The 8,571-nt window shown below is 46.4% G+C and carries 6 protein-coding genes and 1 tRNA gene; all 7 read left to right on the forward strand.

What is annotated here, in order from left to right:
* Nucleotides 1-94: 94 nt before the first annotated feature.
* The 7 genes from tig (at nt 95) to ppiD (ending at nt 8,570) form a co-directional block, all read left to right on the forward strand.
* Nucleotides 95-1,393 (forward strand): trigger factor, encoded by a 1,299-nt coding sequence (gene tig / locus BM334_RS03025; protein ID WP_092837713.1) that lies wholly within the window; start codon nt 95-97, stop codon nt 1,391-1,393.
* 107 nt (nt 1,394-1,500) lie between these two features.
* Complete coding sequence (gene clpP / locus BM334_RS03030) at nt 1,501-2,118, forward strand: ATP-dependent Clp endopeptidase proteolytic subunit ClpP (RefSeq protein WP_092837716.1); 618 nt, start codon at nt 1,501-1,503, stop codon at nt 2,116-2,118.
* Between the two features lies 1 nt (nt 2,119).
* Nucleotides 2,120-3,409, forward strand: coding sequence for an ATP-dependent protease ATP-binding subunit ClpX (gene clpX, locus BM334_RS03035; RefSeq protein WP_092837719.1), 1,290 nt, complete (start codon nt 2,120-2,122; stop codon nt 3,407-3,409).
* A 142-nt stretch (nt 3,410-3,551) separates the two neighbouring features.
* On the forward strand, nt 3,552-5,888 hold the full coding sequence (gene lon / locus BM334_RS03040; RefSeq protein WP_092837722.1) for an endopeptidase La: 2,337 nt from the start codon (nt 3,552-3,554) through the stop codon (nt 5,886-5,888).
* Nucleotides 5,889-6,215: 327 nt separating this feature from the next.
* The gene (hupB, locus tag BM334_RS03045; RefSeq protein WP_055438316.1) at nt 6,216-6,488 is read left to right on the forward strand and encodes a nucleoid-associated protein HU-beta; all 273 of its coding nucleotides are present in this window, start codon (nt 6,216-6,218) and stop codon (nt 6,486-6,488) included.
* 7 nt (nt 6,489-6,495) lie between these two features.
* Nucleotides 6,496-6,572: transfer RNA gene (locus BM334_RS03050), tRNA-Asp, on the forward strand.
* A 105-nt stretch (nt 6,573-6,677) separates the two neighbouring features.
* Nucleotides 6,678-8,570 carry a peptidylprolyl isomerase gene (gene ppiD, locus BM334_RS03055; RefSeq protein ID WP_092837725.1) on the forward strand — a complete coding sequence of 631 codons (1,893 nt, stop codon included), beginning with the start codon at nt 6,678-6,680 and terminating at the stop codon, nt 8,568-8,570.
* Nucleotide 8,571 lies beyond the last annotated feature (1 nt).

Genomic DNA, 8,571 nt, shown 5'->3' on the forward strand with positions numbered 1-8,571 from the left:
CGTGGCGGCAAGGCTTCGCTATAATGCTGCGTCATTTTGAAGGGCCCCAATAGTAGTGGGCTCAGGCCAATAGTGAAGCCGAGGTAACAAAGCAATGCAGGTTTCTGTAGAGACAACCCAAGGACTAGAACGCCGCGCCACCATCACCGTGCCGGCTGACATTATCGATCAAGAAGTCAAGCGTCTGTTAAAAGACGAGTACCGCAATCGCCGTATCAACGGTTTCCGTAAAGGCAAAGTTCCACCAAACGTTTTACAAAAACTGTTTGGTAAAGAAGCGCGTGCACGTGCTGCTTCGAACTTGATGCAGAGTAAATACTTCGAAGCTATGATGCAGGAAAAAATCAACCCAGTGGGTATGCCTGCCATTGAGCCAAAAGTAAACGAAGAAGGTAAAGACCTTGAATTCGTTGCTACTTTTGAAGTTTATCCTGAAGTTAAAGTTGAAGCGCTTGATAAACTAACGGTTGAAAAACCAGACGTTGAAGTCACTGACAAAGACGTTGATGCCATGCTTGAAACCTTGCGTAAGCAACACGCTGGTTGGAAAGCGGTTAAGCGTAAGTCGAAGAAAGGTGAGCGTATCACTATCGACTTTACTGGCTCTATTGACGGCGAAGAATTTGAAGGCGGCAAAGCCACTGACTTCGCACTTGAGCTTGGCGAAGGCCGTATGATTCCAGGTTTCGAAGACGATATTATTGGTATGAAAGCCGGTGAAGAGAAAACCATCACTGTTACTTTCCCTGAAGATTACCACGCAGAAAACTTAAAGGGTAAAGAAGCGCAATTCGCTATCGTTGCCAAGCAAGTTGAAGAGCGTGAATTACCAGAATTAAACGACGAATTCGTCGCGCAATTTGGCGTAAAAGAAGGCGGCGTTGAAGCGCTGAAAGCTGAAGTTCGTAAAAACATGGAACGCGAACTGAAAAACACCGTGCAAAGCAAAGTGAAAGAGCAGGTGTTGAAAGGCTTAGTTGAGCACAACGACGTTGACTTGCCAAAAGCGATGATCGACCAAGAAGTTGACGTATTGCGTCGTCAAGCAATGCAGCGCTTTGGTGGTAACCAAGCGCAATTGCCACAACTTCCAGCTGAATTGTTTGAAGAACAAGCAAAAGAGCGCGTAAAAGTTGGCTTGTTGTTAGGTGAAGTGATTCGTGGCAACGAATTGAAAGTTGACGAGAAAAAAGTTGACGAAATCATCGAGAACAACGCTTCTGCATACGAAGACCCAGCAGAAGTTATTGCTTACTACAAAGGCAACGAAGAAATGATGCAGCAAATTCGTAACGTTGCATTAGAAGAACAAGCAATTGAGTTCATTCTTGACAACGCCAAAGTAAAAGCGAAAAAAGCTACTTTTGACGAGTTGATGAACCCGAAAAAGTAAAACAGTTGCGATTACCGTCACAACAACGTTGACGGCATCGACCACAACTTGGTTTAATGGCTCGTATACCTTTATACGAGCCATTTTTATTTCAGGAGTCGTAAATTATGTCGGATATGGCGCTAGACCCTATGGCCCAATTGGTGCCCATGGTAGTGGAACAAACAGCAAAAGGAGAGCGCTCGTACGATATCTACTCGCGCCTACTTAAAGAGCGCGTAATTTTTTGTTGTGGTCAGGTGGAAGACCACATGGCTAACTTAATTGTAGCGCAGTTACTCTTTTTAGAGTCTGACAACCCTGACAAAGACATCTATCTTTATATTAATTCGCCAGGCGGTGCTGTAACCGCAGGTATGGCGATTTACGATACCATGCGTTTTATTAAGCCAGACGTAAGCACCGTATGTATGGGGCAGGCTGCCAGCATGGGGGCGTTTTTGTTAGCTGGGGGCGCTCAAGGTAAGCGTTTCTGTTTGCCAAACTCGCGGGTAATGATTCATCAGCCACTCGGCGGTTTTCAAGGGCAGGCATCTGACTTTGAAATTCATGCGCGACAAATTTTAGATATTAAAGACAAGCTGAACCGTATGCTGTCGGAAAACACCGGTAAAGATCTTGAGCAAGTGGCGAAAGACACAGACCGTGACTATTTCATGTCAGCAGAAGAAGCGGTGAATTACGGCTTGGTTGATAAAGTTCTGACCCAACGAGGCGGAGAGTAAGATGACTGATAAAACTGAAGGTAATGGCGAAAAGCCGTTGTTTTGTACCTTCTGCGGAAAAAGTCAGCATGAGGTTCGTAAGCTAATTGCGGGCCCATCGGTATTTATTTGTGACGAATGTGTGGACTTATGTAACGATATTTTGGAAGAAGAAATTCAAAATATTGCGCCGCAAGAAGAGCCAAAAAGTCTACCAACCCCACATGAAATTCGCTCGCATTTAGACGAGTATGTGATTGGTCAAGAACTTGCGAAGAAAGTTTTAGCCGTTGCTGTTTATAACCATTACAAACGTTTAAACAACAATAGCGAAAGCAAGAAGAAAGACGAAGAGCTAGTAGAACTAGGCAAAAGTAATATTTTGCTAATTGGCCCAACCGGTAGCGGTAAAACCTACTTGGCGGAAACCTTAGCTCGTTTCTTAGATGTGCCGTTTACTATGGCGGATGCAACCACATTAACCGAAGCGGGTTATGTGGGCGAAGACGTTGAAAATATTATTCAGAAGCTACTGCAGAAGTGTGATTACGACGTTGAAAAAGCCCAGCGCGGTATTGTCTACATTGACGAAATTGACAAAATTTCGCGTAAGTCAGACAACCCGTCAATTACTCGCGATGTGTCGGGCGAAGGCGTACAGCAAGCGTTATTGAAGCTGATTGAAGGCACCGTAGCTGCGGTACCACCGCAGGGCGGACGCAAGCATCCACAACAGGAATTTGTGCAGGTAGATACCTCAAAAATTCTGTTTATTTGTGGTGGCGCATTTGCCGGCCTAGACAAAGTTATTGAACAGCGTATTAGCGTTGGCAGTGGCATTGGATTTGGCGCCCAAGTGAAGAGCAAAGAGCCGAAAGCCGAAGGCGTGACCTTAGCCCAAGTAGAGCCAGAAGATTTAGTGAAGTACGGGTTAATTCCTGAATTTATTGGCCGCTTGCCGGTATTAGCCACACTGACCGAGCTGGATGAAAATGCTTTAGTGCAAATTCTGCGTGAGCCGAAAAACTCACTGACCAAGCAGTACGGTGCGTTGTTTAAAATGGAAGACGTTGAGCTCGAATTCCGCGAAGACGCATTGCGTGCCATTGCGCGCAAAGCCATGTCGCGTAAAACCGGTGCTCGTGGCTTGCGTTCTATTGTTGAAGCCGTGCTATTGGATACCATGTACGACCTACCGACGTTGCAAAACGTAAGCAAGGTCGTTATTGACGAGTCGGTGATTAAAGGCGAGTCTGATCCGATTATTATTTATGCAAATCAACAGGAAGAAAAGCACGCTTCTGGTGAATAAGAGCATGGTTTAGCATGAAATTTGTGCAAAAAGGGCCTTTTAGGCCCTTTTTTTGTGCAAAAGATTGAACTTTCGCTGGAGAGCCTCATATTAAGAGGTAAGATAGTGTGAATAGTCACGAACCAGTTTCCTGGAGAAGTTTATGAGTGAAGAACGGATTGAACGATTGAGTATTCCGGTACTGCCGCTGCGTGATGTGGTGGTGTACCCGCATATGGTAATTCCTTTGTTTGTTGGGCGCGAAAAATCTATTCGCTGCTTAGAAGCTGCTATGGAACAAAACAAACAAATTTTCTTGTCGGCGCAAAAAGATGCAGCAGTTGATGAGCCAGAACAAGCGGATATTCATCGTATTGGAACCGTTGCGACTATTTTACAGCTATTAAAACTACCTGACGGCACGGTAAAAGTTTTGGTTGAAGGTAGCCAGCGCGCCGAAATTGAACAGTTTGAAGCTGAGTCAGATTTCTTCCGCGCGCAAGTGCATTACCTTGATAACGAGGCGATGGACGACAAAGAAGAAGAGGTGATGATTCGTTCGGCCATCAATCAGTTTGAAGGCTACGTGAAACTGAACAAGAAAATTCCACCCGAAGTGCTTACCAGTTTGTCGGGTATCGAAGAAGCCGATCGTCTTGCCGATACCATGGCTGCACATATGCCATTGAAGCTGAACGACAAGCAAAAAGTGCTCGAAATTACTGACGTGCGCGAGCGTTTAGAGTTTTTGATGGCTCTTATGGAAGGTGAAATTGACCTGTTACAGGTTGAGAAGCGTATTCGCTCGCGTGTGAAAAAGCAGATGGAAAAAAGTCAGCGCGAGTATTACTTGAATGAGCAAATGAAAGCCATTCAAAAAGAGCTGGGCGAAATGGAAGACGGTCCAGACGAATTTGAAGCGCTACAAAACAAAATTGAAGAAGCAAAAATGCCAGAAGAAGCCGAGAAGAAAACTCGCGCTGAACTGCAAAAGTTGAAAATGATGTCGCCCATGTCGGCGGAAGCGACCGTGGTTCGAGGCTATATCGACTGGATGGTGTCGGTACCATGGAAGAAACGCTCACGCATTAAGAAAGACTTAGCCGGTGCAGAGAAGATTCTTGACGCTGATCACTATGGCTTAGAAAAAGTCAAAGAACGCATTTTGGAGTACTTAGCGGTGCAGCAACGCACCAGCAAAGTGCGTGGCGCTATTTTGTGTCTTGTGGGCCCGCCAGGGGTTGGTAAAACGTCGTTAGGGCAATCCATTGCCAAGGCCACCGGCCGTAAATACATTCGTATGGCGCTTGGTGGCGTACGTGATGAAGCCGAGATTCGTGGTCACCGTCGTACTTATATTGGTTCGATGCCCGGCAAACTGATTCAGAAAATGGCCAAAGTGGGCGTGCGTAATCCATTATTTTTGTTAGACGAAATTGACAAAATGGCGTCAGACATGCGCGGCGACCCAGCGTCGGCGTTGCTTGAAGTGTTAGACCCTGAGCAAAACGTCAACTTTAACGATCATTATTTAGAAGTCGACTACGACCTGTCGGACGTGATGTTCGTGGCAACCTCAAACAGCATGAATATTCCTGGGCCGTTGTTAGACCGGATGGAAGTGATTCGTTTGTCGGGGTATACCGAAGACGAGAAACTCAACATTGCGAAGCGCCATTTGTTACCCAAGCAAATAGACCGTAATGGCCTTAAAAACAAAGAGATAAACGTAACCGACGATGCAATTATCGGCATTATTCGCTACTACACACGCGAAGCTGGGGTGCGAAACCTTGAACGTGAAATTTCGCGCTTATGCCGCAAGGCTGTGAAGAAAATTGTGCTTGATAAGCGGGTGAAGCACGTTGAAATTACGGGCGGTAATTTGTCAGATTTTCTTGGCGTGCAGCGCTTTGACTACGGTAAAGCTGAAGAGAACAACCAAGTTGGCCAAGTGACCGGTTTGGCGTGGACGGAAGTAGGCGGTGATTTGCTCACCATTGAAGCCACTAACGTGGCCGGTAAAGGCAAAATCACCTCAACCGGTTCACTCGGTGACGTGATGCAAGAGTCTATTCAAACCGCGTTGACCGTGGTTCGTAGTCGTGCCGAAAAACTGGGTATTCCGGAAGACTTCCACGAGAAACGCGATATTCACGTACACGTGCCTGAAGGGGCAACGCCGAAAGACGGACCAAGTGCAGGTATTGCGATGGTTACCGCACTCGTCAGTTCGTTAACCAAGATTCCAGTGCGTGCCGACGTGGCCATGACCGGTGAAATTACCTTGCGTGGTGAAGTGCTCGCCATTGGTGGGTTAAAAGAAAAGCTATTAGCAGCTCACCGTGGTGGCATTAAGCATGTACTGATTCCGAAAGACAACGAGCGTGATTTGAAAGAAATTAGTGACGCGGTGAAAGGTGACTTGAAGATTCAGCCAGTGCAATGGATTGACGAAGTTTTGGCGGTGGCACTTGAATCTGCGCCAAAAACGGCGTAAAAAATCGTCTTACAACGTAAAAATGCGGCCTTGAAAGGCATAACATGGCTGCAGGCCGCATTCTTTCGTTAAAAAATTTGTGAAAAAGGGTTCTCAATCGCAAATCTTGTGGTAGCCTAGAGTCAAAGTGATTGGTCAGACGCTCACACATAAAGTCTCTGGCATGCCACTTGAGTGATACGATTAATAAGGAAGATGTCTGCTAATCGTGCACTACTGCTTGAACAGTTGGTTTAAGCTTGTTATAACCTTCGCTGGCCCATTGATAACAACAGAACGCAATGGAACCATGCAAATCTGATAATAACAATCTAAGGGGATGATACTGTGAACAAGTCTCAGTTAGTTGATAAAATTGCAGACGGAGCGGAAATTTCTAAAGCTGCGGCTGGACGTGCTCTTGACTCTTTCATCGAAGCGGTAACTGACGCTTTGAAAAAAGGTGACCAAGTAGCATTGGTTGGTTTCGGTACTTTCAGTGTTCGTGAGCGTTCAGCTCGCACTGGCCGTAACCCACAAACTGGTCAAACTATTCAAATCGCAGCTGCAAAAGTACCTTCTTTCAAAGCTGGTAAAGCACTGAAAGACTCAGTAAATTAATTGAAGCGGAGCGGTAGTTCAGCTGGTTAGAATACCGGCCTGTCACGCCGGGGGTCGCGGGTTCGAATCCCGTCCGTTCCGCCAGTAATTACTGAAAATAACCCGAAGCTTGTCTTCGGGTTATTTTTTTGCTCAAGAAGAAGATATAATACCCGCCCAACGACTGGGAATAATTGAGGTTTAGTAGATATGTTGGACAGGATAAGAGAAGGATCGCAAAGCATCGTTATTAAAGCCCTGTTGGTTTTAATTGCGTTAACCTTTGCGTTAGCCGGTATTGGTGGTTACATCACCAACCAACCGGAGCCTGCAGTTGCAAAAGTGAACGGTGAAGAAATTACCCGTATGGATTTTGATCGTGCGGTAGAAAACGAACGGTCGCGTCAGCAACAGCAGTTGGGCGATTTTTACGCGACTTTAGCCGCTGATCCGGCATTTAATCAACGTTTGCGCAGCCAAGTGCTTAATGATTTAGTCAATCAAAAAGTGGTTGAGTTGTACGCACGTGATGCGGGCTTGCGCGTTTCAGATGAACAAGTGAAAGCGGCTATTCGCAACATTGCAGCGTTTCAAGTTGCCGGTCAATTTGATAACCAAACTTATCAAATGACATTGAATGGCTTAGGTTACACGCCAGATGGTTTCGCCGAGCTCATGCGTCGCGACCTAGCGCGTACGCAGCTATTGCAGGCCATTGTCGAAACGCAATTTGCGTTACCAACGGAAGCCTCTGCCGTACAACAGCTGTTGAACCAACAACGCAGCGGTGCTTATGCAACCTTTGAGCTAGCCAACTACTTAAGCACTGTTGAAGTCACTGACGAAGAAATTGCCCAGTGGTATGACGCGAATCAGTCGCGCTTTAACGTGCCCGAGCAGGTAAAAGTTGAATTTGTAGCGTTAGATGCTGATGCGTTAGCCGAGTCTATCGAAATTGACGAGACAGCGGTTCGTGAATGGTTCGAACAAAACCGCGCTGGCTACGAAACACCAGACCGTTATCGGTTCTCGCATATTCTTATTGAAGGTGACGATGAAGCCGCGCGTGCAGAAGCTCAGGAAGTTTTAACTAAACTTACTGAGGGCGCTGATTTCGCTGAGTTAGCCGCTGAATATTCTGATGATATTTTCACAGCCGAAACCGGCGGTGATTTAGAATTCCTTGAAAAAGGTCTTATGGACCCAGAATTTGACGAAGCTGCATTCGCGCTGCAAGAAGTAGGTGATATTTCTGGCGTTGTGAGTACATCGTTTGGGTACCATGTCATTAAACTCACTGACATTGAAAAAGGCTCTTCGACGTCATACGAAGAAGTGCGTGATGAAATAGTCAGTGAGATGCGTGAAGAACGCGTTAAACAGGCTTATTACGAGTTGCAACAAAAAGCATCGGAGTTAGCTTTTGATGTGCCAGACACGTTGCAAGCGGTTGCTGACGAAACAGGCTTAACCGTTCGTACTACCAGCTGGTTTAATCGCAACAACGCGCCTACCGCATTGAATAACCCTGCAGCCTTGCAGCAAGTATTCAACCAAGACTTTATTGCTGAAGGCTTGAACAGTGACTTAATTGAAACCAGTGACACGCAAGCGGTTATCGTGCGGGTGTTAGATTATCAAGCCGCGAGTGTGAAACCACTTGATGAGGTTCGTGCACAAGTGCTTGATAATGTTCGCACTGAAAAAGCTCAAGCTGCCGCTCGTCAAGATGCTGACGCATTAGCAGCATCGTTGCGCGCTGGTGAGACGACTGACGTACAAATGGCCGCAATTGATAGCGTTGATCGCCGTAACACTGAGTTGCCTCGTGCCGTAGTGCAAAGCCTGTTTGAGCAAGCTGTGCCAAGTGACGAAGGTGTGCAAGTGGCGGTTACCGAGTTGAATAGCGGCGCATTGGCGGTGGTGCAATTAACCAGTGCAACCGTTGGTGAAGTTGACGAGGCCATGCAGGCTCAGTTAACTGACCAATTGGTGAATAGCTTCACCCAACAAGGTTACGGCGCATTCGTTGAAGCCTTGCGTGCTGAGGCTGATGTTGAGCTATTGCTTAACGCCAACACAGATCAAGCTAGCCAAGAATAAA

It is taken from the genome of Pseudidiomarina donghaiensis, from assembly GCF_900116895.1.
GTDB classification, from domain to species: domain Bacteria; phylum Pseudomonadota; class Gammaproteobacteria; order Enterobacterales; family Alteromonadaceae; genus Pseudidiomarina; species Pseudidiomarina donghaiensis.